At 43.7% G+C, this 24,742-nt stretch carries 22 protein-coding genes and 1 pseudogene; 7 read left to right on the forward strand and 16 right to left on the reverse strand.

The window, feature by feature from the left end:
• The 4 genes and pseudogenes from JGK36_RS23370 to JGK36_RS23385 all read right to left on the reverse strand — a co-directional run.
• A pseudogene (locus JGK36_RS23370) lies at nucleotides 1-265 on the reverse strand (recombinase family protein); the annotation flags it as partial.
• A 535-nt stretch (nucleotides 266-800) separates the two neighbouring features.
• The gene (locus tag JGK36_RS23375) at nucleotides 801-2,147 is read right to left on the reverse strand and encodes an EAL domain-containing response regulator (protein WP_293184882.1); all 1,347 of its coding nucleotides are present in this window, start codon (nucleotides 2,145-2,147) and stop codon (nucleotides 801-803) included.
• A 513-nt stretch (nucleotides 2,148-2,660) separates the two neighbouring features.
• Entirely contained in the window at nucleotides 2,661-2,930 is a 270-nt protein-coding gene (locus JGK36_RS23380) for a hypothetical protein (protein ID WP_293184881.1), read from the reverse strand.
• Nucleotides 2,931-3,120: 190 nt separating this feature from the next.
• Nucleotides 3,121-5,052 (reverse strand): serine/threonine-protein kinase, encoded by a 1,932-nt coding sequence (locus JGK36_RS23385; protein ID WP_293198156.1) that lies wholly within the window; start codon nucleotides 5,050-5,052, stop codon nucleotides 3,121-3,123.
• Nucleotides 5,053-5,227: 175 nt separating this feature from the next.
• Here JGK36_RS23385 and JGK36_RS23390 point away from each other — a divergent pair, with 175 nt between their 5' ends.
• Together JGK36_RS23390 and JGK36_RS23395 are read left to right on the forward strand one after the other, a co-directional pair.
• On the forward strand, nucleotides 5,228-5,644 hold the full coding sequence (locus JGK36_RS23390) for an element excision factor XisH family protein (protein ID WP_293198158.1): 417 nt from the start codon (nucleotides 5,228-5,230) through the stop codon (nucleotides 5,642-5,644).
• Nucleotides 5,632-5,967, forward strand: coding sequence for a XisI protein (locus JGK36_RS23395; RefSeq protein ID WP_293184878.1), 336 nt, complete (start codon nucleotides 5,632-5,634; stop codon nucleotides 5,965-5,967). The genes JGK36_RS23390 and JGK36_RS23395 overlap by 13 nt, the downstream gene beginning before the upstream one ends.
• A gap of 173 nt (nucleotides 5,968-6,140) precedes the next feature.
• Here the strand turns inward: JGK36_RS23395 and JGK36_RS23400 are convergent, their stop codons facing one another.
• From JGK36_RS23400 to JGK36_RS23420, 5 genes are all read right to left on the reverse strand, one after another.
• On the reverse strand, nucleotides 6,141-7,259 hold the full coding sequence (locus JGK36_RS23400; protein WP_293198159.1) for a Rho termination factor (modular protein): 1,119 nt from the start codon (nucleotides 7,257-7,259) through the stop codon (nucleotides 6,141-6,143).
• A gap of 521 nt (nucleotides 7,260-7,780) precedes the next feature.
• Nucleotides 7,781-8,668: a ParB/Srx family N-terminal domain-containing protein gene (locus JGK36_RS23405; protein ID WP_293184876.1), complete on the reverse strand. Its 888-nt coding sequence runs from the start codon at nucleotides 8,666-8,668 to the stop codon at nucleotides 7,781-7,783.
• A 6-nt stretch (nucleotides 8,669-8,674) separates the two neighbouring features.
• Complete coding sequence (locus tag JGK36_RS23410) at nucleotides 8,675-10,165, reverse strand: AAA family ATPase (RefSeq protein WP_293184875.1); 1,491 nt, start codon at nucleotides 10,163-10,165, stop codon at nucleotides 8,675-8,677.
• Nucleotides 10,166-10,514: 349 nt separating this feature from the next.
• Complete coding sequence (locus tag JGK36_RS23415) at nucleotides 10,515-11,567, reverse strand: fatty acid desaturase (protein ID WP_293184873.1); 1,053 nt, start codon at nucleotides 11,565-11,567, stop codon at nucleotides 10,515-10,517.
• A 237-nt stretch (nucleotides 11,568-11,804) separates the two neighbouring features.
• A complete protein-coding gene (locus tag JGK36_RS23420) occupies nucleotides 11,805-12,098 on the reverse strand; it encodes a hypothetical protein (protein ID WP_293184872.1) in 294 nt (97 codons plus the stop codon).
• Between the two features lie 126 nt (nucleotides 12,099-12,224).
• Between JGK36_RS23420 and thrC the strand changes: the two genes are divergently transcribed.
• Complete coding sequence (gene thrC, locus JGK36_RS23425; protein WP_293198171.1) at nucleotides 12,225-13,343, forward strand: threonine synthase; 1,119 nt, start codon at nucleotides 12,225-12,227, stop codon at nucleotides 13,341-13,343.
• Between the two features lie 210 nt (nucleotides 13,344-13,553).
• Nucleotides 13,554-14,189, forward strand: a complete 636-nt coding sequence (locus JGK36_RS23430; protein WP_293184870.1) for a Uma2 family endonuclease — start codon at nucleotides 13,554-13,556, stop codon at nucleotides 14,187-14,189.
• Between the two features lie 400 nt (nucleotides 14,190-14,589).
• Here the strand turns inward: JGK36_RS23430 and JGK36_RS23435 are convergent, their stop codons facing one another.
• The gene (locus JGK36_RS23435) at nucleotides 14,590-18,207 is read right to left on the reverse strand and encodes a CHAT domain-containing tetratricopeptide repeat protein (protein WP_293198161.1); all 3,618 of its coding nucleotides are present in this window, start codon (nucleotides 18,205-18,207) and stop codon (nucleotides 14,590-14,592) included.
• Nucleotides 18,208-18,226: 19 nt separating this feature from the next.
• Nucleotides 18,227-19,147 carry a DUF4384 domain-containing protein gene (locus JGK36_RS23440; RefSeq protein ID WP_293198163.1) on the reverse strand — a complete coding sequence of 307 codons (921 nt, stop codon included), beginning with the start codon at nucleotides 19,145-19,147 and terminating at the stop codon, nucleotides 18,227-18,229.
• A gap of 249 nt (nucleotides 19,148-19,396) precedes the next feature.
• On the opposite strand from JGK36_RS23440, the gene JGK36_RS23445 reads away from it, so the two are divergent.
• The gene (locus tag JGK36_RS23445) at nucleotides 19,397-19,747 is read left to right on the forward strand and encodes a hypothetical protein (protein ID WP_293198166.1); all 351 of its coding nucleotides are present in this window, start codon (nucleotides 19,397-19,399) and stop codon (nucleotides 19,745-19,747) included.
• A gap of 63 nt (nucleotides 19,748-19,810) precedes the next feature.
• On the opposite strand, the gene JGK36_RS23450 is transcribed toward JGK36_RS23445, so the two are convergent.
• A complete protein-coding gene (locus JGK36_RS23450; protein WP_293184866.1) occupies nucleotides 19,811-20,452 on the reverse strand; it encodes a hypothetical protein in 642 nt (213 codons plus the stop codon).
• 74 nt (nucleotides 20,453-20,526) lie between these two features.
• On the opposite strand from JGK36_RS23450, the gene JGK36_RS23455 reads away from it, so the two are divergent.
• Nucleotides 20,527-21,552, forward strand: coding sequence for a YihY/virulence factor BrkB family protein (locus JGK36_RS23455; RefSeq protein WP_293198169.1), 1,026 nt, complete (start codon nucleotides 20,527-20,529; stop codon nucleotides 21,550-21,552).
• Nucleotides 21,553-22,049: 497 nt separating this feature from the next.
• Nucleotides 22,050-22,712 carry a hypothetical protein gene (locus JGK36_RS23460; RefSeq protein WP_293192806.1) on the forward strand — a complete coding sequence of 221 codons (663 nt, stop codon included), beginning with the start codon at nucleotides 22,050-22,052 and terminating at the stop codon, nucleotides 22,710-22,712.
• Between the two features lie 175 nt (nucleotides 22,713-22,887).
• Here the strand turns inward: JGK36_RS23460 and JGK36_RS23465 are convergent, their stop codons facing one another.
• The 4 genes from JGK36_RS23465 to JGK36_RS23480 all read right to left on the reverse strand — a co-directional run.
• On the reverse strand, nucleotides 22,888-23,373 hold the full coding sequence (locus JGK36_RS23465) for an MAE_28990/MAE_18760 family HEPN-like nuclease (protein WP_293184861.1): 486 nt from the start codon (nucleotides 23,371-23,373) through the stop codon (nucleotides 22,888-22,890).
• A gap of 6 nt (nucleotides 23,374-23,379) precedes the next feature.
• Nucleotides 23,380-23,580: a hypothetical protein gene (locus tag JGK36_RS23470; protein ID WP_293184860.1), complete on the reverse strand. Its 201-nt coding sequence runs from the start codon at nucleotides 23,578-23,580 to the stop codon at nucleotides 23,380-23,382.
• A gap of 106 nt (nucleotides 23,581-23,686) precedes the next feature.
• A complete protein-coding gene (locus JGK36_RS23475; RefSeq protein ID WP_293184858.1) occupies nucleotides 23,687-24,220 on the reverse strand; it encodes a DUF262 domain-containing protein in 534 nt (177 codons plus the stop codon).
• Nucleotides 24,221-24,414: 194 nt separating this feature from the next.
• The coding region (locus tag JGK36_RS23480) for a hypothetical protein (protein ID WP_325315616.1) at nucleotides 24,415-24,742 on the reverse strand (328 nt) is incomplete at its 5' end.

Here is a 24,742-nt window from a genome sequence, read left to right on the forward strand (position 1 = left end):
AGTTAAGCCCACTGGCAATGTCGGTAATGAGTTCGGCTGATGGATAGAGTTCCAATAATTTTGCAATTTGTCGGTCAAGGTCGGCTTTTTGATGCAGACGGTCGACTCTGGCGTGGGGGATAGTTCTTTGATTAGTTTTGCTAAATCCGGCATCAGAATTAATTAAATATCGTCGTTGACCGGAGGGTGTGCGAATGGCGGTAATAATACCATCTTTTTCCCATCGCCTGAGCGTATGTAGGCAAACTCCAAAATGTTCGGCTGCTTGCCTTGGGGTTGAGTAGCCAAAAGTGAATAATGCTGAATATTCGGCTAGTTTAACACATTATTCAGATAATTCAATCAAAATTCAGTAAATCAATCAACAGGAGAATGCTCTCAAAAAGCTACAACTTTTCAAGAGGGAGCGTCAACTTTTCCGCAGAAAAAAGCAGCTAAAAGAAAGAATTGGCTCTTCAGTACCTTTTTTGCTGAATTTTTCATTAAGCACGATCGCTTGGCTGTAAAATCCCGGCTTCTAGCCTAAACTTTGCCCCCAAGCCTCAAAGGCTAAGAATCATAACTAGGCTGATTGCCCGGTAAGGGTTTAGGCCTAGCTTACAGACTTATTGAGCATAACGCGCTAGTAGGTAAGCGCTACCAAACGTCACTATGTAATAATTGTAAACTATCCAAATGCCAAGAAAGTAGCACTCCTGGGCCCTGTTTACATACTGTTACATGGTTCAGTTTGATAGCGCCTACCTACTTAATGAAGAGCCAAAGAATTTCATTTTATCATACAGAAATCCTGGTAACACTTAGACTATTCCTAGACCTGACATGGTAAGGTTTTTAGATTTTTCGGGTTCGGAGACAGGGACAAAAGGTATAACACGAGCAGGTGCTGCTACTGGGGGCTGAGCGAACAAACGCTGGTTGGCAATCAACATACTTTCAATTATCGCTGCCGGTTCGGGGCGGCTGAACAGATACCCCTGCATGATATCGCATTGGTGCTGTTTCAAGAAAGCTAGTTCTGCTTCTGTTTCTACTCCTTCTGCAATTACTGTCATATTTAAGCTGTGACCCAGCAAAATTACTGCTGTGGTAATAGCAGCATTTTGAGCGTCTTCGCTGGCATTTCGCACGAAAATGCGATCGATCTTTAAGCTGTCAAAAGCAAATTGCTTGAGATATCCTAAAGTAGCATAACCGGTGCCGAAGTCGTCAATGGCAATCCGAATTCCGAGAGCTTTAAGTTCGTTTAAAGTTGCGCCTGCGACTGTCGCATTTTCTACCAGAGCGCTTTCGGTCATTTCTAATTCTAAATTTGCAGGCTCCAAGCCTGTAGTTTCTAATATTTGCACGATTCGGGCCTTGAGTTCGGGGTCGGATAACTGCCGGGCCGACAAATTTACTGATATCGTAAAAGGCGAGAACCCCGCCGCCAGCCAACTCGCCGCTTGAGCGCAAGCTGAAAGCAGTACCCACTCGCCAATCTGAATAATTAAACCTGTTTCTTCGGCTAAGGGAATAAATTCAGCGGGAGAAATTATACCTCGATCGGGATTTTGCCAGCGCACCAAAGCTTCAGCGCCGATAACTTGTCCGGTAGCAATATTCACCTGGGGCTGATAGTATACTTGAAACTCACCTTGTGCTAAAGCGTGGCGCAGCAGAGCTTCTAGAGCCAACTTTTCAGGGGAGAGGACACAAACCTTTGTAGAGTCGTTAGCTAAATCTTTGAGTCTGGCTTCTGCTTGGTGAAGCGCAACTGTCAGGGGTTGGGTAATAGTTTGCCGTTTCGAGACGCGAGAAGCAATCGCTCCCAACAATTCAGCCTTAGTAAACGGCTTTGTTAGGTAATCGTCAGCCCCCAATTCCATCCCCCGACGAAAATCGGTTTTGGCACTTTGAGCCGTGAGGAAAATAAATGGAATTGTAGCAGCCAGGGAGTTTTGTCGCAGAGTCCGCAACACGTCATAACCGTCGAGTTCCGGCATCTGTACGTCGCACAAAATTAAGTCTGGGATCTCCGAAAGTGCCATCTGCACCCCAAATCGACCGTTTTCTGCCACGATAACTCGGTAGCTGTGAGATTCCAGGAGTTGCACAAGAGTCTCCCGGATTAATTCGTCGTCTTCAATGACTAAAATTTTGAGCATGATACTTAGATAACAGATGGCACTATATATCAGAACCTGACTAACTCTAGCATACTCAAACTTGACAGTTACTGATTAGGCCAATTAGCTAATAAATTTTTAGCCAAATGGCTAAAGATTTTCCCTCGGTTCTTAAGTGACAATCAAAGAATTGGCAAAATTCGCAATAGTTTTCGATCGCTTTCAAAGGCATACAACTGTTGCGCCCGACTATTTTAATAAATTTTAATAAAAAATATTGTTGTTTCTCATAAAAAATGCCGCCAACACTTTCACTACTGCGCGGATAGCGGCAAGTTTTATATAATATCGGGTCAATTCGCTTTAAAAAGTGTTCGATGCTTCTGGCTTCATTCCTGGGATGGATGCGGACTAAAGTCGGAACGATCAAACCAATTTTATTTTGTCGTTTCAGGGGACATCATAGGATGGACTGATGGATGCGGACTAAAGTCCGAACGATCAAGCCAATTTTATTTTGTCGTTTCAGGGGACATCATAGGATGCGCTGCCTTAATTCACAGGTTTAGTGGAATTCGCGCAAAACTTGTCATCTACAATTGCAGAATTGATACTGACAGCTTGCATTGATGATGACGGAATGATGAGGTCTCGCGGAACTACAAGTGTCTTTTTGCAAACTAACTCGCTGCTGCCTACAGAGGCAAAGTTCCAAGCATAAAATTCGGGATTGCTGACTGTCGCACTGGCAGAAGATAAACCTAATGCAGTCATTAATACTAATCCCAAAGTTACTAAAGCTACGATCGCAAATCTCAGCATATTCTTTGTTTGAACCGGAAAATTTACCCGCTCGGGATTACTTCATTATGGCTCGATCGCCCTCAAGGCGTCAATAGCCTTGAGTCGATTTTAGATTTACTCCGACCGATGAGTCAGTGAGCTTGAACGGGAGTCTCAAATTTTCGACCGCGACAGGAGTCGGGGGCTAAGATCCGTTTTGGGATGGGGGTTATTTCGTCTCCAGATTCAACTCGTAGGCGATCGGCTCGGATGACTGAGAAACCACCACAAATTCATAAAAACCAGCATCATCCAGAGTTCCCGACCAACTCACCTCCTCTGCATCTTCCAGTAAAGCCTTAGCTTTGTTGGTGCGCCCAGGAGAATAAATTGATAGCAGAGTCGATTTGCGCGGAGCTTGCAAATTTACGCTCAAAATCTGATTTTGGGCGAACCTGGCAATGTAAGCTTTGCCTTCTCCGGGCTTGAGATTTCCTTTAAGGGTTTTGTTGTTCGCGCGGCGGTCAAATTCGACGCTTTCAAGAGTTGCTCCTGCTTGCAAAGAGGCGAGGGCGTCGGCGGTAATTGCTTGCCAAATTTGTCCGATCGGCAAACCGATGATATTTTTATTCCGTGGGTGCTGTGGAAACCAATAAAAGAACTTGGCATCAGCCAAATCGTACAGCGCTCGACTGCTCAAATTCAGCTTGTTAACCTCGGCTTTGGAGCGATCGAGATCGGCAGTCTCGTAACTGCCCAACCGCGCTCTAGCATCGCTGCTAAGGTTTTCGAGCTTGTTGAGCAAGTCGTCGCCGATTTTCTGCCACCTTTCGCGCCATTGGCGATCCTCGTCGCCTTCTTTTAACAGCCGCCCGTTTAATTCTGGGTATTTGGCATAGAAATTCTCATCTACAAGGTTGACGTAACCGTTGTAGAATCGATCGTCAATTTTAAGCCGAGAGTAGCGATCGCGCAAAGCATCCTCTTGCTGCTGCTTCGGGCCCGGAGTCACGGGAATCTTCTGCACTTTTGATTGCAGGTTTAACACATAATTGCCCGCAAACCAGCCAACTCCGCCCATACTCGATAGCACCGCCACTACGAACAAAAACATTTTCCAAGCAGGCATCTTTTGCTGATTGCCGATCGTGGCCACTCGCACTGGAGTTCCCGGAAGCTTCGGGGCGGGGGCTGGCACGGGTATGGGTGCGGCCAGAGGTGTGTAGTCCGGCGGTGGCTGCGTGAGTCCCAAATCCGGCTGTGGGGATGGCTGTGGCTGTGGCTGTAACAGCGGATTGCCGGAGAGAGCGAGCAAAACCTCGCGAGCCGAGGAGTAACGCTGGTTTGGCTGCTGAGCGAGCATTTTATCCAGCACCAGGGACAAATTCGGAGATAGAGAACAGTGCGATCGCCAGTTCCAATTCAGCGTCTGACTGTCGAGCAATTCATGCGGTTCCTTCCCCGTCAGCAACACCAAAACCGTGGCCGCCAGAGCGTACAAATCGCTGTGCGGAGACACAATCCCCATCTGCATCTGTTCGACGGGAGCATAGCCGAGTTTGCCGATGCGAGTCGCGGGGGTGGGAGTGATGTTAGCTTCAGTTTCAGCAAATAGAGATTCTACGGTGGCGGCGATTTGTTTGACTCCGCCGAAGTCAATCAGCACGGGCATTCCGTCAGACAAGCGCAGAATTAGGTTGTCGGGGGAGATGTCGCGGTGAATCACTCCCAAGGAGTGAATGTATTCGAGGACTGGCAAAATTTGAATCAGCAGTTGATTGATTTCTGCTTCGATGAACCGCAAACCCTGACGCTTCCTGGCATCCAGCAGGAAGCGGTAATTTTGACCGGGTACGTAGTCTTGGACGAGAAATAGGTAGCCTCGATCGACTATACTGACGCGAAACATTTCGCGGAAGCGCGGGATTTGGTTGTGTTGTAGCTTGTAGAGCACTCCGGCTTCGCGCTCGAAGAGTTCCTCGGATTTTTGTAAGGCGTAACTTCCTTGTACTTGGGGCGCAAATTCTTTTAAAACGCAGGGTTCGTTAAATCGGTGGGCATCTTCAGCGAGGTAGGTGCGTCCGAAGCCTCCGTGTCCCAATTCGCGGACTATGCGGTAGTGGTTATTGAGAGTTATGCCGGGATAGATAGGATTAGTCATCACTTATAGGTGGATTTTGTAAACTGTCACGACTCCTGTTTGCTCGGACTATAAGAAATATTATCCTTAATTGGTATTGAAGTTCGATCGACAAGTAGTTTTCCGCGGCTATGAGTTGGGAAAAGCATTGTGTTATTATATAATTAGGGTAACAGTTGATGGTTAAGCTTAGAATATGCCAGCAAAAGACATCTACCACAATAATGTCAGAACAGCCCTGGAAAAGGACGGGTGGACAATAACCAAAGATCCGCTACCATTAAAAATTGGCAAACGTACTCTCAGTGTCGATCTAGGTGCAGAAAAACTATTTGCCGCCGAAAAACAAGGTCGCAAAATTGCTGTAGAAGTCAAAAGTTTTGTGAGTGCTTCACCAGTTCATGACTTAGAACAAGCTGTTGGACAGTATATTGTTTACGAAGATATTCTACAGCGATCGGAACCTGAACGGATAATATATCTGGCAATCCGTGCAGAAGTTTATGCAGAAATTTTTTCTGAACCTATTGGGCAGATTTTGCTAGAAAACAAGAGATTTAAACTAATAGTTTTTGATTCATTAAAGGAGACAATTATCAGATGGATAGACTAGATGAATATCGCCAAATTGTTCGCAATGTTTTAGATAGTTATGCCCAGATTTCTTACGGACACGGAGAAATTAAAAGCAGCGTTATTGTCGATCGCGAACAAAACAATTTTTTACTGATGCACGATGGCTGGCAAGGGCCTAAAAGAATTCACGATTGTATCGTTCATGTGGAAATTATTGACGGAAAAATCTGGATTCAACAAGATGGTATAGAAACGGGAATTACCGCAGAACTTGTAGAATTAGGAGTGCCTAAAGACAAGATAGTTTTAGGGTTTCATCCGTATCACGTTCGGCAGCATACGGGATATGCGATCGCCTAAACCAGCTTACAATACAATAAAATTGGGCGTTGCTGAAACTAGCGAGTTTCGGAGGCAAATCATACTCCTTTCTCAGCAACGCCGAAATTTGTATCAAAAGCCCGATCGCGCATTTTGCATAAAAACGCGATCGAACACCAAACAATTAGTTTTAACTCTTAACAATTACCGCTTTATTTGCCATCAGCTTCTCTGAGCGCAGCCAGAATTTCCGGTCGTTTCATGCGCGCGTAGCCCCGCACTTTTCGGTCTTTGCCGATCGCCTTCAAGCGTCTCAGCGAAAGAGTATCGTAGTCTTCCTCGTCTTCCTGCTGTTGCTGCTGGGGCGGAAACGGCAATTCTAACTGCAACTGCGGTAGCTGAGGTTTCGACTGCGCCTTCGACTGCTTCTTAGCCTGGGTTTTTGGCTGCGCCTTCGACTGCTGTTTCGGCGGTGTCTCGGGCTGTATTTCTGAGTGCGTCGCAGCGGCTCCCAGTTGGCTGCGGAGCGTAGCAATTTGATTTTTTAGGTCATTTTCTACGTCTGCGATCGTGTCAGCCACAAACTGATTAATTATTTGGACAGTGCGATCTAATTTGATTGACAGCAATTTTTCCAGTTCATCCAACTGTCTCAACGCACCTTCAAGATTCATCTCCGAAATAACCTCCGATTTCGGAGAACTATTGCTGCCAGATTGTTCAATTTTTTTAGCCAATTTATCTACCTTTTCATGAAATGTTTTTTCAACTTGTTCTAGCAGATGCTTTATCTGTGTTATTTGATCGCGATCGAAGTTCTGCTCGGCTAGAGCTTTTACTTGTTTTTTTAGCAGGTCTTCATTCTTTTTAACAGATTGTTCTATTTGTTTTGTTAGACTCTCTACCTTTTTTTGAAATGATAGCTCAAATTGTTGCAGTAGAGTCTCAAGTTGTGCAGTTTTTTGAGTCGGCTGCGGAGCTAAATGTTCCATTTCTGCTTGAGCCGCAACTACCTCCTCGTCGGTCATTTCAAAAACCCAAGCCCACATTTGCTCAAGGCCGAGTTCTTTCGCAACAATACACCAATCTGAGCCGCAGACAACTTCGTATTCTTCTTCGTTGCTGTAAGCTTCAGTAGGACGTACAATTAAAGGAATTAAGTTGCTGCCTTGCTCGATGAGACTTCTCCTGAGAGCTTCGCGACGTTCGCGAGGGATTTCTCCCCCCTGAGTCTCTGGTACTGCAATTTGGGAAGTGTAAATTTGACTGTGACTAATTGGCTTAATCCGCAAATATTCTACTATTCGGTTTTGATCTTGCGATCGATCCATCTTCTTACAAGTCCCCTTTTGTCATTAAAATCAGGTGTTTGGGTAATTATATATATTTGCACTTTACAGCCTGGGTTTTAAGTGCCACAGGACTAACTCAAGAACTCTAATGATAGGGTGCGAGACAAACACCTTACTCAGACTTTGGTTAGTTAAAGGATTTGTTGGCCTGAGTCTCTAAATCTGGGAGAGATATCGGCGGCGTGCTGTACCTGTGCGGCTGGCTGTGGGGTGAGGGCCCGGGCGATCCTGCAACGAGGGCTTCGCCAACGGCAAAACTGACTGCAATTCCTACAAAAAATCGACTGTGATGAGTTTAACTGGCTGGGGGACACAAATTATACACTGCTTCACTCATCTTTACTTTTTTTGGCGATCGGGCGATCGCTACCGTGTTCAGGTTTAGCAGGAATTGCCAGTTGTGAGTATTTTTGCTCCTAGTCAATCACCTTTCAGAAATCCGGTTTTAACTCTTGTGGGGTGGGCTTCTAGCCCGCCCCCAAAAAAGCAATTGAGACGGCTCACAACTTATGAGTATTTTGCCAGTAATCAATAATTTTAATCATTGTTTTGTCGCCTAGCCCTTGAATACGTTCCACCACATTGGCAAATGACACAAACGGCTTCACATCTCGCTTTTCGTCGAGGATTCGTTGTATAATTTTATCGTTCACTAACTTAGTATATTCAAAATTCGCTTTCAGTTGAGATTTATCTTGAGTATTGAGTGCCTCCAACAGCGACATTGGTTGAGAAGTTACCTGTTCAACTTCTTGCACAGTATCTACCAAAGTCGATTTTTTAGATGCAAGCTCGGCTTTAAACTCATTAATTCTGTTAGCCAACTGCGCTTCAATTAACAGAGGTAATTGTTGGGCAATTAGGTTTTCAATTTCTTGTATTCTCTCGGCTAACAACTCTTTTTCACGGGCGTGTTCAGCTTTCAATTCATGAATTTGAATTTCTAACCGGGCTTCAATATTTGTCACTCGCTGCTCTAAACTAGATGAGGCTTCTAGAGTTTGAATTTCAACTGAAGCCTCAGTTATTGATTGCTCTTTGATAGTTTCACTTTCACCAGCATTCTCAGTGATTGCGGTTTTTCTGAGAATTTCTAGTTGTTCCAGGAGAAGTTCTTCATTTTCTGGTTCCAGGATGAATGCTCCAATTGTCTCGCCCTTGAGAGGTTCAATTTCCTTTGCTCTCGCCGCCGCATAGTATTCAAAATTTCCGTCTACTATTTCGTAAGCATCCATACTGGTACGGCGGACAATGATCGGGTTAATCAAGCCTCCGGCGTCTAAAATAAGTCTAGCTAATTTATCTAAATCGCGATCGGCAAAATTGGAACGGGGAACTGCGGAGGTAATTCTTTTGACTGCAACCAGTGACGGAGATAATTTTTTCATAAGTTTTTACTGACCTATTTTTACCAAAACTTCTTCGGCTAGCATTTCAAATTCTTGGGATGAAGTGCAATCCGGTTTAAAATCTAGCACCGAAATCGGATCGGCGATTTCCATATTGCCCACGATTTTAAATAGTTCTGCACACTTTGCTAAATCCTCTCTCTCATAAATTACGCTGTCCATAATTTCCAGGCCGTAGCGTTTGGGAATAGCCTCCCTCCGCTTGGGCAAACTGTACTGTACAAACTTAGGATTGGGTGAGATTTTGCAAGGGAGGATGCCTAAAATTTCTAAAGGTTTTTTGCCGATTTGTTTTTTGAATCCATTGACTTTTTTGATAAAATCCTTGACATTAATCAATCCTTGATTGGCAAAAGGTTTTAAGTCAGAAGGAATAATTAAATAATCCGCAGCAATCAGGGCAACTCTGGCGAAAAAATTCAAAGATGGCGGCGTATCAATCAGTACAATATCGTACTTATCTTCTACTTCCGCTAGTTTTTGAATTAAAATCATGCGACTGTAATCTAGTTGATTTAGTTCCGTTTCATAGTACATTAAATCGATGTGGGAAGGAACTACATCGATTTTAGGATTGCAAAAATTAGACTCGCGGGCTACTTCGGCGATGGAGTAAAAATCCTCTGATTGCAAAACTTGAAGAATATTGCAATCTTTCAAATCATCTTGTTCTTCATCTTCAAATTTGACCAAACCAGTTGCAAAGGTTGTGTTTGCCTGACTGTCTAAGTCGATGACTAGGACTCTTTTACCTTCCTTGCTCAGGGCTGCGGCTAAATTGACTACAGTTGTAGTTTTACCGACGCCGCCTTTGTTGTGGTAAACTGCTATTATTTTCATACTATTTTGCGGGGTTTGGGGAATGATTAAATCGGATGATTTAACTAAAATATCTTCAGGTATTTGTTCGGGGGATGAGACTTGAATGATTTCAGGTTCTGCGGTGGCGGGATTGTTTTGTTGTACCGATACTTCGGCAATTAACTCAGGAGTAACTAAATTAGTTTTACTATCTTCCAGTTCTAGATTATCTGGATTTATTACAAACTTTAAACTATCTCTGCCAATTAAAGCTATAATTTCATCAATTCTACTTTCAAGGTCTTGTCCGGCGCACTGAAATGCTAGCTGAATATCATCGCTCACTCTTGCATAAATTCTAATTTCTTTCCCGTTAGTTATGAGTCCGTAGCGGATGCTTAAACTTGTTAAGTAACGCTTCAGTTTCCGCCGATGGCGGTCTAGATTTTCCTTGGGATGTTTTGCTTCCATGACTAAACTCATGGGCGAGTCTGCATCGAACACTATGGGGATAACTTGGGTGGCAAAGGAAAGGAAGTCTAGGCGAATATTCCCAAAGGCGATTTCTTGGTGCCAAGTGTCGGGGGTATAGCCGAGTTTTGGCAACAAATAACTGACAATGAGTTTGCTTTCTACTTCGCTTTCGTTGCGACAGTTATTGGGATTGAAAATCATGTTTCATGGGGAATTGGGAATTGGGAATTGGGAATTGGTAATGGGTAATTGGGAATTGGTGTCAACTTCATGTCAAATGTAATCTAATGTTTGACTATTAGCCCCGCTGATCCCCCCTAACCCCCCTTAAAAAGGGGGGGACAAGAGTAATTTCAAAGTCAACCCCTACTCCCCTTAAAAAGGGGGGACAGGCAATGCTCAAAGTCCCCCTTTTTAAGGGGGATTTAGGGGGATCTAGACTGCGCTAAAAGCAAGATTTATCAAAAATTCTAGCTAGGGATTGTGATATTAATAAAACCCGGTTTGTTTAACAAAACCGGGTTTTTAGGGGATTTATCGCGTTTCAAACTTATTTGGTTTGAGCGTGAAATTCCTCTAATGTTTGATAGCCACCAGCGGGGTTGTACAGGTGACAGTTGTCTGCAATCCGCTTCATTAAAGACCAAGAAAATTTGGTTTCATAGAGATGAGGTTGCCAGTTTTCCTTTAAGCTGCTGTGGGCTAGGCGCAAGTTGTACCAGGGTATAGCAGTTGAAAGGTGGTGGGGAACGTGCACGTTAATGTCGTGGCACAGAAACTCAACCCAGCGGGGATAGTCGCAGTGAACTGTTCCCGATAGTTGTGCTTGGGCTTCGTTCCATTCTTCTGGTGCTTTAAATGAAATGTCTGGCGCTGTGTGGTGAACAATGGTGAAGGTGCTCATCCAGAAGTGGTAAACCATCCAGGGCATCAACCAAAATTTGATGAATCCCCAAATGCCTGTGGTGGCTATTAAAGTCGGAAATACGATCGCAGCACCGATCAAAACCACAAAAACCGAAAACCGCACTTGTTCGCGTTGTTGACCTTCTTTGAAGCGCCACCACATAAAGTGTACTTTTGCCCAGTGGGCGATCGATCCAATCCACCACATTGGGCCGAAGATTAAACGATAAGCTATTTGTAATGCTTTGGGCGCGGCAGCGTAGCTTTCTGCTGTCATTGGTTGCCAAGCATTATCTTCACCAATTTTGTTGGTGTGCTTGTGGTGATAATTGTGTCCGTGACGCCATGCGTGAAACGGAAAAATTAACGGGAGAAATGCGAGATGTCCGACTAAATCGTTTACCCAGCGACGGTTGGCAAATGACCGGTGTCCGCAGTCGTGGCCTATCACAAAAAAACCGGTTAATCCGGTACCTGTGAAAATCCACATCAGGGGCAGTAAATACCAAGGTGATACTGCTAGGCCAAAATAACCAACAGCAACTAGAAGAACGTTGACGATGACTTTTGTCCAAGCTTTGCGAGGGTTTTTGACAAATACTTCGCGCGGCAGGGTTTGGAGAATATCTTTGAGGCGCAGGTTGGAAGTGTCCCTTGCGGATGTCAAATTTAGTGGTTTTTCGATCGATGCTGTCATAAATTGATGTCTACTCTCCGTATGCCAAGTGGATGGCTTAACAAAATTAACGCAGTAAAATATCAGCTCGCTACTAACAATTAGCAGACGAGTTGAGCACTAGGCAAGCGCGTTTTCGCAAATGCTAGCAATCGCTAGCCGCGGATTAAATGGCTAGCGCTTTTGGTTAAAAAAAACACTGCGGTTAACAAAACTTTACTTTTTATACCACAGGGGCGGCACAATTAGCACGAGTTGTTACTGGTAATTGCCGTTGCCCACAGCAGAATTTTTGCCGATCGCAACTTGAGATCCAGCAACGGAGCGCTGCTGTTTGAGGGTTTGGACTTCCAGCAGCAAGGAGTCGATTTCTGCTTGCAGGTGCAGGAACTTAACTTGCTGATCGGCTTGGTAGGGGCACTTCACCGAATCTACTTTGCGCGCAAAACCCGTCGATAGCGTAGCAGAACTAGCGATTTCGGGATTGCTAGCCGTGACTTGAGGCCGAGAAAGAGTGGAGGAATTATTTGACATTAGTAATTGAGTAGACATATCTACACATTCACACCATTAAGTTACTTTAACCTGAACGGATCGTATCAAACATTAAATTAACCGATCGAGCTAAAATTAGTGTAAATTCTTTGCCAAAGCCTAGAAACCATTGACATCGTGACCCTGATTCTACCTGTAACTGACTCTGCTGCTAACTCCGCTGCCCGCGCAGCCTCGCCGAAACTTCACGGTTGGCCGGGCTTGATCGAAGCTTATCGCCCCTACCTGCCGGTGACTGAAACCACGCCGGTAGTGACACTCCAAGAAGGCAATACTCCATTGATTCCAGCACCTGCGATCGCCTCTCTCATCGGTAGAGATGTGCGCGTGCTGGTGAAATACGACGGCCTCAACCCCACTGGTAGTTTCAAAGACCGGGGGATGACAATGGCGATTTCCAAGGCGAAGGAAGCCGGCGCCAAAGCTGTAATTTGCGCCAGTACCGGCAATACTTCGGCAGCGGCAGCAGCCTACGCCAGACGCGGGGGGATGCGGGCTTTCGTGTTGATTCCCGAAGGTTATGTGGCTTTGGGCAAGTTGGCCCAAGCTTTGCTTTACGGTGCGGAAGTCATTTCGATTGTCGGAAATTTCGATCGGGCTTTAGAAATTGTCCGCTCCATGGCAGAAAATTATCCTGTAACTTTGGTCAACTCCGTCAACCCTTACCGCTTGGAAGGCCAAAAAACCGGCGCTTTTGAAGTGGTGGACGCCTTGGGCGACGCCCCCGACTGGCTGTGCATTCCCGTGGGAAATGCGGGAAACATCACAGCATACTGGATGGGTTTTTGTCAATACCACCAAGTGAATAAATGTTCGCGTTTGCCACGAATGATGGGATTCCAAGCAGCCGGAGCAGCACCGTTGGTAACGGGTGTACCAGTGGCGAACCCAGAAACTTTGGCGACAGCAATTCGGATCGGCAACCCTGCTAGCTGGAAACAGGCTGTTGCTGCTTCCGAAGCCAGCCGCGGCAGTTTTTCTGCTGTCACCGACGAAGAAATTCTCGACGCTTACCGCTTGTTAGCATCCGAAGAAGGGATTTTCTGCGAACCAGCTAGCGCTGCTTCTGTCGCCGGTTTGCTGAAGGTAAAAGACCAAGTTCCAACAGGAGCAACGGTGGTTTGTGTACTCACTGGTAATGGTTTGAAAGACCCAGATACGGCAATTAATCACAGCAAGAACAACTTTAAGCAAGGAATTGCTCCGAATTTGGATGCAGTAGCTGGCGCGATGGGATTTTAAGCAGAAGGAAGAGAGAAACGGCACGGATTTGAACACGGAGACACGGATGAATTTAACTGAGTTTTATTTCAGGAGATATGAATACTCTCTGTTCTCGTCTGTGTCTTTTCTTCTTCAGTCAAGCGGATTTCCTTGATGGGAGCCAAATCCGTTACCGAACTTCCTTCGGCTATAATAGGATTATCTGTCAAACACTCTTGAGAAAAAGTTATGTTACTAACCAAACCTCGTGCCGATCGAGTTGTTATGTATAATATCAGTTGGCAACAATTTGAGAACTTGCTCGCGGATCTCGGTGAAAGCCGTGCTGCTAGATTCGCCTATGACAATGGAACTTTAGAAATTATGACACCCTTACCCGAACATGAATACTACAAAGAAACGATCGGCGATACTGTTAAAGATATAGCAGAAGTGTTGGAGCAAGATTATGCAAGTTTAGGATCAACCACTTGGAAGCGAGAAATCCAAAAAGCTGGAGTAGAACCAGACAATTGTTTCTACTTCCAAAATGAGCCAAAAATTCGCGGCAAACTCCAGTTTAATTTGGAACAAGATCCGCCGCCGGATTTGGCTTTAGAAATAGACGTAACGAGTAAATCTCTCAGTCGTTTTCCCATTTATGCTCGGTTGGGTGTTCCTGAAATTTGGTGTTACGATTCGGGTGAACTCAAAATTTACCAACTGGAGGGGAAAGAATATATAGAGGTACAAACTAGCTCAATTTTTCCAAGTCTTCCGATACAAGAAATACCAGAATTAATCGAGCAAAATCGTTATTCTGGGCGGCTTTCTCTGCGTAAAGCCGTGCGAGCATGGGCGAGAGAAAAATCGGGAGAACTCTAAGATATTTTTCAATCAAATTTAGACTAATATCACGAGCCGATAAAACTTCTTAATATGCCCATTAGCTTAGCTACATTATTCAGGAAATATTCATTAGGATCGATTTCAACTACAGAATCAAATAATTTCATAAATTTCCAGTTATATCAAGATCCTCGGCGGTTGAAACCGCGTCTACACAAACGAAGTCCGCCTACGCGGACTAAGAAATAGGACAGGCAAGATGCCTGTTCCACTCTTAGTTAAAATTCATTGTGGGGTGGTGAATACCATTACTCAAAGTCCCCCTTCTTAAGGGGGATTTAGGGGGATCTAGGCTCGACTACAAGCGACATTTCCTATGGTTTTCAGTCGGAAGTTGACACCAATAGCCGAATCTCTAGCCCCTAAACGCGACATTCTACATTTCCCCCTGAGAAATCCATGCACCCCAAAAATAGGGATGAGATAACAATTGATAATCGGGGTTAGCCTCAATAAACTCCTCTGAAATAACTTTTTTCTCGTTGATAAACTCAGCGAGAATATCACGATCAGGATCGTCACGAAATTGTTGTAACTCCCGAATCGTAATTGTGCGAATATAAGATTGAGCCTTTAATAAAGCTTCTCGCTTACCTAAACCCAGCTCAACATCACTTAAAAACCGATCCATCAACAACAGAGAAGGGCGGGTAGGAACTTCCCACAAACTCATAATTAAAGCCTTACATCCCGCCACCGCAAAGGCACGCCGCAGCCCAAAAACTCCCTCTCCTAATTGCACGTCTCCCAAGCCAGTTTTACAAGCAATTAAAATCGTTACTTCATTTTCCCATAAATCAATCCCGGCCACATCCTGAGCTAATAATAATCCTTTCCCCGCATCCTCTGGTAAATTTTTCCCTTGTCGCGAAGTGTTTGCCCCAGCAAAGGCTAAACCGGCACGAATCATGGCATTATTAGCAGGGGCAACGGCAAAGCGATCTAAGGGGTTTTCCGTGAGGTTGAGTGCAGGAGATATTTTATATTGTTCTGAGACTTTCTGGGCAAAGTTTCTTAACCATTCCGCGCTATTTTCTTTGCCTTGTGCCGCACAAGTTACCGCTTGATTTTCCATTGCCATCAGCAATTTGGAATTGACTAAATCTCGATTTTTTGCTAAAAGATTTTCTTCCTCTTCCGAAGGACAGTTGAGCAATTCTTGGGTTAAGCGAATATAGGGACTTTCTGGTTGAAAATAGCCGTGGGTGGCAATTAATAAAATTCGCGGACAGGCTGTTTGAGACAACAGGGTTTCTACGGCTTTATCGCCTAAATATAGATTGGGAATGGCTAATTTTTCCGCGATGCTTTTGGCTAGGGTTTCTGTTTCGGGAAGGGGGTCAAATTCCTTTGAGGATAGACTATGAAAAACGGGTTTTGTACTGTGTGAGTTAGCACCAGATTGGGACAAACTTTCTGTTTTAGGTTTTGTCGAAGGGGGTTGAGGATAGTCAAAATTAGGATTGGCAATAATCAAGGATTCGGATGCGGTACGGTCTGTCTCCAGTTTCCATCTTAAAACATCTTTGCCACTACTGAGATAACTGATTTGATAATTATCTCTTAATAACTGTTGGCCGGTTTCATCGACGGGCAAAACGCCAAAGGGAATCAGGCTTAATTGGGAATCTGGGGCGATAAAAATGTTTTGGTAAGGTTCCAAAATTGAAAGGAGAGGAGTAAATATTTTTTCCCGTAGGGCGTTGGGATATTCGGGGTTATATTGATAAGCATTTAATCGCTCTTCTAGTGGTGCTTCACCTGTTTTTTTCGTGCCTCCTCTTGCTGCCATTATTTCTGAAGGTGGGGGATTGTTTTCTAAGGATAAAACTTGACGTACATTGTCAATTAAATCATCAATGGGTTGGGCTTCACCTAATGAAATCATCTGCACCGCATCGGAATCTTCGGCGGGTAAAATAAATGCCCAATATTCCGCAGATTTCCATTTTTTAGCTTCGGGGGCTGTAAAATCATAGCGATCGAACCGCACATATTCCACTAATACCGCATTAGCGGGTAATTCCAACGCAACCGCCCGACGATCTACGGTTTGATGTTCCAGTTGAATCTCAGGAACTTGGGTGGCGAGTTCCTTTTCTAATTGTTGACATTGTTGTTCTAATTCCGCAATATTTTTTTGATACTCTCCCAAACCATCACGATAAACTTCTATGCGAGTTGCTGCATCTTGAATGGGGAAACTATAGGTGCGGTGAAACAGTTCTTCTTGCAAAGAACGGAGGCGATTAAACTGGGGTTTGAGGTGGGAATAGCGTTGGCTGTGGATGGCAAAGTTAAACGCCGCTAGCGCTGCTGCCGTCAGAGATTTGCGTTTTAAAACGACATCTAAGGCTTTTTGGACTTGTTCGGGATAGTTGGATAAATGTTGAGAAACTAAAGATATGAAAATCTCTAATTTTTCTCTATTATTTTTAATATATTGCAGTCGTTCTTTTTCTGAACTAAAGGCAAAATTACGACGAATTAAGCGAGTCTCCATTTCGGTGGCTTGGCGTATTTTTTCAAAGGCTGCTTGGGGCCGGTTCATAGCTGTTAAAAATAATCCCAAGTTATTCAGACTAGATGCCACATTAGAATGGTCGCCTGGAAATAGGCGTTTTATCATTTCTAATGCCTGTAGGTAGAGAGGTTCAGCATTCGTGTAGCGTCCTTGGGAGTTGTAGAGTAATGCCAAGTTGTTCAGACTGCTTGCGACATCATGATGGTCGCCATTAAATAGGCGTTTTCTCATCTCTAACGCCTGTAGGTAGAGAGGTTCAGCTTCCGCGTAGCGTCCTTGGGAGTTGTAGAGATATGCCAAGTTATTCAAACTGGTTGCCACATTGGGATGGTCGCCTGGAAATAGGCGTTTTATTATCTCTAACGCCTGTAGGTATAGAGGTTCAGCTTTCACGTATCGTCTCTGGGATTCGTAAAGTGATGCCAAGTTATTTAGACTGTTTGCCACATCATGATGGTCGCCATTAAATAGGCGTTTTCTCATCTCTAACGCCTGTAGGTAGAGATGTTCAGCATCTGCATGGCGTCCTTGGGAGTCGTAAAGTGATGCCAAGTTATTCAAACTGGTTGCGACATCACGATGGTCGCCATTAAATAGGCGTTTTATCATTTCTAACGCCTGTAGGTAGAGAGGTTCAGCTTCCGCGTAGCGTCCTTGGGAGTAGTAGAGTAATGCCAAGTTATTCAGACTCGTTGCCACATCAGGATGGTCGCCATTAAATAGGCGTTTTCTCATCTCTAATGCCTGTAGGTAGAGAGGTTCAGCTTCCGCGTAGCGTCCTTGGGAGTTGTAGAGATATGCCAAGTTATTCAAACTCGTTGCCACATCATGATGATCGCCATTAAATAGGCATTGCCACATCTCTAACGCCTGTAGGTAGAGAGGTTCAGCTTCCGCGTAGCGTCCTTGGATGTTGTAAAGTGATCCCAAGTTATTCAGACTGGTTGCCACATCAGGATGATTGCCTGGAAATAGGCGTTTTCTCATCTCTAACGCTTTTTGTGAGAGAGGTACGGCATCTGTGTAGCGTCCTTGGGAGTAGTAGAGTAATGCCAAGTTATCCAGATTGGTTACCGCATAGGGATGGTCGCCATTAAATAGGCGTTGCCACATCTCTAACGCCTGTAGGTAGAGATGTTCAGCATCTGCGTAGTGTCCTTGAGATTCGTAGAGTGATGCCAATTTATTCAAACTGAGTGCTACATCAGGATGATTGCCTGGAAATAGGCATTTTATCATTTCTAACGCCTGTAGGTAAAGATGTTCAGCTTCCGCGTAGCGTCCTTGATATTCGTAGAGATACGCCAAGTTATTCAAACTGAGTGCTACATGAGGATGGTCTCCAGGGTGAAGAGATTGAGCTAAGATTAATGCTTGTTCAGCAATCTCTATCGCTTCATTGAATTTCCCTTGATAATAGAGTTCACCAACTTGTTCATTGAGTTGTTCCCAAGCATTCTCTTCGTTCATGGTTCCATCACCTCTAAATTTAAGCAGCAACAACCAGATATTCGGTATATAACACCTCAGCGTTCGTTTGACCATTCAAATAGTCCAAAATTTCCGCTAAATGCTCTTGATTGACTTCTAAGGCTTTCTGGCGACTATCTTCCAACCACTGAAAAGGCGGTAATTCAGGAGTAATCACAGCAAGCAGTTGTTCCCATCCTAGCTCATCGGAGCCAAAGAATTTATCCTCCGAGTCAGCATGGGGTAACTTCGTCTCTTTCCCTGCATGGTAGGATGACCGGGCAAATTCCGAGGGACACAAACAAACAATCGTGCCGTTAGGTTCCCGTTCAAATAAGATTAAATGTCCGACTTGGGGAGAAATCACCCGATAAGTTAAATCGCTATTAGCCGGGAATTGTTGACGTTTGATGTTCCGTCGTGCGCCCATACCTGATAGTCGCGGTTCCCATTTTTCCACAATTAATTCTGATTGGATTTCTCCTGCTTTCGTAGGTTGGGAATTTTCAACTTTCGTTTTTAATTCGTTCCAACATTCTTCGATAGTGCGCGGTTTAATTAAACCCTGTTCTTTTGCCCATTCAGGAAACTTAACTTTTTGTAACCAAGCTTTACCTATTTTCCAGCGGCCTCTTTCAGTTTTCCCAAAGTCGCACCCTTCATCTTTCAGCTTGTCGCAAATTACTTGTAAACGATCGCGCAAAATAGCAGCCGCCGCATCTACACTTTTTTTAGTATCATTCGGATTTTTCTCTTCCTTTTTAGTTCCCTCTAGTAATTCACCTTGCCATTCATCAGCTAAAGTCCTATCATTCGATTCTGCATCTTTTTCGCAGAACCGCAGCAAAAATACTATCAGATTTTTGCCAGTAAAGCCAAATTTCGTTGCCATTGCTGCAAGAAAGTCTTTTTCATGGTCTTCATACCTGGGTAATTTCATTGCCTTTACCTTTGAGAGACGATAATATCAGTCTATCAATGCTTCCGAAACCTGGCAAGTACCCAACCACTTGATTCTACCAGTTTCTACTAAATTCTACTTTGGAAGTATCCAACACTTAATTCTACCAGTTTCTACTAAATTCTACTTTCTTTTGACATCTATTTATATCTACATAATCCGTTCTCAAAATTTGCATTTTCAGTTAAACCCTCGTTATTATCGTTGTAAGTTTTAGAGGAAACCACCATGTTTAACAAAAATAAAAAGCTCATAGAAGAATTGGAAGGCTTGGAGGACTTAAAAGAAAGACTCATTCGCCTAGAGGTCAAACAAGAGCAATACCAACGGGAGTTTGAAGTTTATAATCAGGATATTGCTAAATTCCAAAAAACAATCGAAGAATTCGAGGGCATTCTTAAACCTTTTCAGATAATTTGTACCTTAATTACGCAAACGCCTGGAGGCCTAAAAACTTGGGTACTCGCAGTAACGATCGCTGCTACAATTGGTTTAGTCGCGGTCGATGTTTCCATCCGTGCGATCGGAGTAAAACCATTTATCAGGTTTCTAATTGAAGAAACCAAAACTTTAAAATGATTTCCGATCGCCCATCGCCATAAACCCGATGCGAGTGTTGGAATACAGACTACAGACTAATGACTAATTCCCAAACGGCGGTAAATCGAGTAACTGGTTTTTAGAAGGTGGAAGCTGGGCGGGATTCCGGCCAATTTGCGCGGGATTTTGGCGGATTTCGATCGCAGTTTCGCCCGGATTTGCAGTGCGAGTAGGGACTATTTCTAGAGAATAGGCTGGTGATGGTTCCATTTTTGCAGTAGGAATAGTTTGTGCTTTGGTGAGCAAGTCAACGGCGTCTGCTAGGGCGGTGGTTAAATTTCTGCTAGTCTCGGCGTGACGGGCTTCTTCTTGTTTGAGCGCTTGAGTGAGTTGTTTAATTTGTTCGATCGCCCGATCGCGCTCTTCGAGAACTTCTGTTAACTTAGTTTTAAGTTCCCCAACTGTATGCAGTTGTTCAACCTCATGCTGGCGAGCAACTCCAGCCTCATCGCCTTCCGGCGCAATCGGGGAGAAACTTTGAAATTCCTGTATCTGTGCTTCCAAAGCATCGATGCTTTGCTGAGTTAACTTAGCATCATTCCGGCGCTGCTCAGCTTCAGTATTGTAGAGTTGGCGCCATTGAGCCGCACTTTCACCAGCGTCATCGCGATCGCGCGAAACCTCTGTCAACTGCTGTTGTAGTCGCTTAATTTCATCTAACCACTGTCTGATATCTTGAGACATATTGTTTATTTTAGATTTTAGATTTTAGATTTTAGATTAGTCATTGGTCATTAGTCATTGGGAATTTGTAAGCTATGAACATTTATTACTGGTTGCGCTACCTGATTTTAGCTTTGTTTAAGACACTTTTGAGGCTGCTGAGAGCTGTTAAAAGGAAATTTGGTGATTTTTGGCTCTTCTGTCGCTGTTTGACTTGGAGCACGCTCAAGGAAGTCGGCGTGAAAGCGGGAGAGCAGCGGTTGCCCGGGCTGTCTGCCGAAATGGCCTACAATTCTATGCTGGCGCTGTTTCCGGGGCTGTTGGCTATCTTGTCGGCGATCGCCCTGTTTGAACCTTTGCAATCAACACTGTATCAAATGGCCGGTCTTTTGGGCAAAGTTATACCCGATGAAATCCGAAATTTGATTAGGAGTTCCCTCACAGAAATTCTTTCAATACGCAACCAACAGCTATTTTCACTAAGTTTTGTAGTATCGCTGTGGGCATTTTCTGGAGTAATGAGCGCCGCGATGGCCGCCCTCGATCAAATTCATCAAATCCCGGCTACTCAAACTCGATCTTTTGTTAAAGCAAAACTTATTTCTATTTCTCTAAGCATTGGTACAATTTTGCTACTAATCTTAGCATCAGGAGTTGTCTTTGTCAGCGACTTAATTGTGCAAGCTATTGCCCGCCAGAGTTGCCTGTTAGAGTCGGTAGCAAATTGCAATTTAAAAGATGTCAAGAGTTGCCTAATGTTTCTGCCAGATTGTCCCTTAGAAGCACAATTATTAGGTGTTTGGCGACTGTGGCGTTGGCCTAGCACCTTGGGCATTGTATCCCTTGCCTTTGCCTTTGTTTACCGCTACGGGCCGAGCCGCCGTCACCCAGAGACACCAATTTTTTCCGGGGCTGTGTTTGCAGCTCTGCTATGGGCGATGCTTTCAGGTTTATTTCGATTTTATGTTTTGAATTTAGGCAATTACAATTGGACTTACGGCACGATCGGAACTTTTATCGTTTTGCTGCTCTGGCTTTATCTGTGTTGTTTGGCGATGTTGATCGGTGCTCAGTTAAATGTGACTGTGGGAAAGGCAATGAAACAATCAAACAAATGGTAATTGCTAAAGTAGTTAGTAGTTAGTAGTTAGTAGTTAGTAGTTAGTAGTTAGTAGTTAGTAGTTAGTAGTTAGTAGTTGGTAGTTGGTAGTTGGTAGTTGTAGGATGTGTCGCCACGAAAAATCTCTAGCTACCTATCGACAATTTAACAGCTCCGCACTCGACCCCAATGGTATTATAAACAAACATAATATTTATTTGGTAGATTTTTTTCAATAATCTTATTGTTAATCCCAAAAAATAAGTTTCAGCATTAAGACGAAACGAACAGAAAACTAAATTATTAAATTTTGTCACTTACCGGATGTCGGATTATCGGCGCAGTACAGTGCTGAGTATACCCGCAACAAAAGACAGAAAAATCAGTATCCAAATAACACCACCGGGAAGGAATGTTAAGAGGCCAACACCTCTGAGAATCCAAACTAATAAAGTTATCCCTAGGACAGTCCAGAAAATGCGGGTTGATAGTCGAAATTGAAATCGAGGAGAATTAGTCATGTTGAATATAAAAATCTTATCTGGATCAATGATAGCTGTTTTGCTGGCGATCGCCAGTCACTTCACCTTCATCTCGACTCCCGGCGCTGCTGTGGCGCGCGCAGGTGCAAATACTCTGGGGGAAGTAGCCAATGCTGCTGCAAAACCTTCCTCTGCAAGTGTAGCAATTGGCGATCGCACAATTGGCGAAGCAAAAATCGGCATGACTTTGGGACAACTCAAGCAGGCTCTAGGTTCCACAGCCCAGTTTAAGGTAGAGTCTCCTTTTATGGTAGACTTCGATGCAGTGGCGATTAGTCGATCGGGAAAAGTACAGTATCGGATTATTTACGCTGCGGGTACAAAGCTGAAAGATGCGGATGCGATCGAACTTTTGATGACTGACAATTCTAATTATAAAACAGCTCAAGGCGTCGGGCCAGGAATGACATTAAAACAAGCCGAGGCAATTTACGGCAAGACTACTTTATCTTATAATGTGGATAATGAATCGAGAGAAAATGTAGTTTTTGCCAACCAACCGAGCAAAAAGTTCTTGTTTGTTCCCAAGGCTGCTGGGAAGCAATTTGCAGGAGTTTATGGCGCGGGTAAAGGGGGATTTTTTGAGACTAACAAGTATCAACCGAATGCTGTAATTAAGTCAGTGATGGTGCGGAAGTAGCCTTCGCATCATTCCTAGAAACCGGGTTTCTTCGGAGATATCTCGCCACCCAACCAAAATTACCCTAGAAACCCGGTTTCTTACCCCTCCCATCATTCCCAGAAACCGGGTTTCTTATGAGATATGTCGCCACCCAACCAAAATTACTCTAGAAACCCGGTTTCTTAGCCTAAAATTAAGGATTATTTGTATTTACGTCCAAATACTCTTGATTGTCCAGATAACTTTTAACATTCTCAAGTATTTGACGCAAATACTCTATGACTTCTTCCTTCATTTCTAATAGTTCCTCAATAGCCTGATATCCCCCCACTTCTTCAAAAGACTTAATCCCGTGGGCTAAATCATTTCTATTACTTTTAATCACTACAAGATTTTGCCCATTTTTGGTCTTAGGAAAGTCTGTTTGATATGAAAAACCGTATTTGTCTGCTATTTCTTTAATTAACCTAGCATCCACATTTCCTGAAAACAGTTCCTCGCGTTCAAATGTAGCTGTGATTATATCAGTAGAGAGTTGATTAATTGTTAAATAAATTTTCTTAGGAGAACGATTTTTAAGATTTTGGAGGACAATCAGTTTAATTTCTGGTTTGAGTTGGTCAAAGGTGACTGCTTTATTTTTGAACTCCTCAAATATGGCTTCAATCGCATTTCGCATAGTGGATTAAACCAAGTTATATAGCAACAAAAAACCATTGGCTTTGAGCGTTTTTGCTAACTCTGGATCTAGGCTTTTAATTTGGTAGTTGCCAGTAGTATCAAGTAAAGCTAACTGCGTTGTCTGTTTTTCCAGGCTGTCCAAAAATACAAAGTAATCATCCACATCTTTAGCACGTATATTAAATTCTAAGAATACAGTTTCCATGATTATATTCGACTGCCAACATATTGAATATGCACAAATTATTTTGATTATACCAATAATTGCAGCAGTATATTTTGTGCTTTATTGAAATTTCTTTACTTGGCTGTTAAAATGATTGTATCCGTTCAAATACATCTCTTCGGACTTCCTCGTTGGCAGCTTGGGTTAGTTGGATAATCCGAACTGTAGTTCGGTTGAAGTTTCTCTGACGAGAAAGCAGTAGATCGGCAAACTTAAATCCATTTAATTGCTCTATTTTTTCGAGTCCACTTAATGTTAATTCGTTATTGATAAATCTAGCTAGGGTAAGAATGCGTTGTGCGCCGTCTACGATCTCTAAACGTGGTTCATCATTTTCATCATGACGGATCTCAACAACGAATATATAAGGTATTGGTATCCCCCAAATTACAGACTCAATAAACTTTGATTGCCTGGTGTCATCCCAAACAATTTGACGTTGGTAGTCTGGAATAAACAATTTATTAGTATCATCGTTAATTCCTTCCAGATATTTTTGAACGAGTATTTCGACTGGATACTGTTTCGTGTCGTAATTAATTTGCTGCCGCTTGTCGCGAATTTCCATTTCAGCGGCATTTCTGTCTTGAAGCGTAATTTGTTCTAGTTGCGATCGCATATTTTTAACTAACGAAGAAGCACTGTATATACGAGCATTTTACCACAACCCAGGGTTGATAAAGTCCTGTTCGGAGAATTTTAGTCTTGAGGCTACCGCAGTGTAAATTCTGATTTGACTAAGATGGTACGGCCGATCGCCCTTAGCAACAAAAAGAGCGATCGCCAAACAGAAATCGCCGCGAAGATTAAAATCTACAACGCGCTGCTGAGGGAATTAGAAGCACGATCGCGCAATGCCTCCAAACGATTACTTTCCCCGTTTAAATCGAACACAACCTCAAACTTAACGTGGGGTATAGTTTGTCGCAAAAACTGAAAATGCCCCTCTGCATCGGAGCGACTGCGGCAGCGGGCGACAATTATCCATTGCCCAGAGGGTAACAAACGGGCGATCGCCCAACAACACAAGCGGTCTTTGTATTTGATACTCCCCAGCCCGCTCCGGGACGGGGATTCTTGAAGAGTCCAAATGCGAACTTTCAAAGGCGAAATCAAAGCGCCTCTACTGACTCCTTCAAGA

Source organism: Microcoleus sp. PH2017_35_SFW_U_B, assembly GCF_020737865.1.
Lineage (GTDB): Bacteria > Cyanobacteriota > Cyanobacteriia > Cyanobacteriales > Microcoleaceae > Microcoleus.